General features: G+C 64.2%; 2 protein-coding genes. Both read right to left on the bottom strand.

Translation table 11 applies throughout. The features are described from left to right. Positions 1 to 9: 9 nt before the first annotated feature. Complete coding sequence (locus CXQ91_RS24095) at positions 10 to 1050, bottom strand: IS3 family transposase (protein WP_104176362.1); 1041 nt, start codon at positions 1048 to 1050, stop codon at positions 10 to 12. Then, positions 1014 to 1536, bottom strand: a 523-nt coding sequence (locus CXQ91_RS24090; RefSeq protein ID WP_258074253.1) for a hypothetical protein, incomplete at its 5' end; no start/stop codon positions are given. The genes CXQ91_RS24090 and CXQ91_RS24095, both read right to left, overlap by 37 nt.

Genomic DNA, 1536 nt, shown 5'->3' with positions numbered 1-1536 from the left:
CGGTATATATCAAGCTGTTTGTGACAGCTGGTTGGTTTTGTAGTTGATGCCGGCGTGGGTCGGGGCGGCTGGTGCGGTGGGTTTGTTTCGGTAGCGGTGAGGATGCCGGGCGTGGCAGGCGTTGAGGGTTGCTTGGCGGCGCCGGCGTGTCTGGTCGACTCGTCCTTCGTGGACGGTGTCGGGCGTGTAGTAGTTCAGGCCGCTGTGGCGGTGGTTGGCGTTGTAGTCAGCGAAGAATGCCGCCATGTAGTCGCGGGCGTGCTGGAGGTCCTGGAATCGGCGGGGAAAGTCCAGGTCGTATTTCACTGTCTTGAACAGGGATTCCGAGTAGGGGTTGTCGTCGGAGACCCGGGGCCGGGAGTAGGTCAGTGTGATGCCCAGGGACTGGGCAAGCTGGATGGTGCTGCCGGCGCGCATGGGTGCGCCGTTGTCGGCGTGGAGCACGGCAGGGTGCTGTCGGTTTTCGGTGACCGCGCCTTTGATCAGTGCGGCGGCGAGGGCGGCCGTTTCGGTGTGTTCGACGCGGTGTCCGACGACTCTGCGGGAGAACACGTCCAGGATCGCGTAGAGCCGGTAGGTGTGTTTGCCCGGGCCGTGGAGCATCGTGATGTCCCAGCTCCAGAGCTGGTTCGGGGCGGTCGCGTGCAGGATGGGTTTGGCTCGTTTGGGGCCGGTTCCCGTGCGCTGTTCGCGGCGGTCGCCGTTCTGCCCGTTCCGGGCCACGATGCGGTGGGCGGCGGCGATGGAGAAGAAACAGTGCCCGGCGTCGAGCATCCGGTAGTAGGCCTGGGTGACGGAAAGGTTGGCGTATTCCCTGGAGTTCAGCAGCTCCATGAAGGCCTCGGCTTCGGCGTCGGTGATGCGGTTCGGGTAGGCGCGGTCCGGATGGGGCACCATGATCCCCGGCGGCGTGGCCGGGCTCAGACGCCGGTACCAGGCCGTGCGGTGAACGCCCACCAGGGCGCAGGCCTTCACCGCGGACCAGCCGGCTGTGATCAGTTTCCCGGCAAAGGTCAGGGCGATGTCTTTCCAGGTTTTGGCGTCAGCCACTCCGGCCGGCCCGGCTCCGGCTCCTCCACTTTTGGATCCGTCGCCGCCGCGCTCTTGGCCATCGCGTCCAAGAGCGCGGAAGCTTTTCCCAGAATGTCCACGGCAGCCTCGGACCGCGCCAGCTTGGCCTTGAGGATTTCGTTTTCCTTCAAGACCCGTGTGAGCACCTGCTTATCGCCCGCGTTCAATCGCTGGTCCTCCTCTAGGTTGTCGGATCTGGACCTCAGCTCCCCGGACTCCCGCTCGCGGCACCAACGGTTCATGGTGCCCTCGGTGATGCCAGCAGCCCTGATGAATGCGGCCTTAGAGCCCCACTCGAGGCATTTGTCGTACTCGTCCAGAATCGCGTGCTTCTGGTCGGTAGTGAAGTGCTTCCGGTTCGAAACACGAACAGGCATAACGAAATCCATGACGGACCTTCCCCCGCTCCGAGCACCGGCTCCAGCAACAGGGAACCTGTCACACAACAGCCTGACACACAGGGGA

Source organism: Arthrobacter sp. Y81 (assembly GCF_002929335.1).
Classification (GTDB): domain Bacteria; phylum Actinomycetota; class Actinomycetes; order Actinomycetales; family Micrococcaceae; genus Arthrobacter.
The sequence above is the reverse complement of the archived record's forward strand: the minus strand, read 5'-3'. Positions and strand labels throughout refer to the sequence as shown.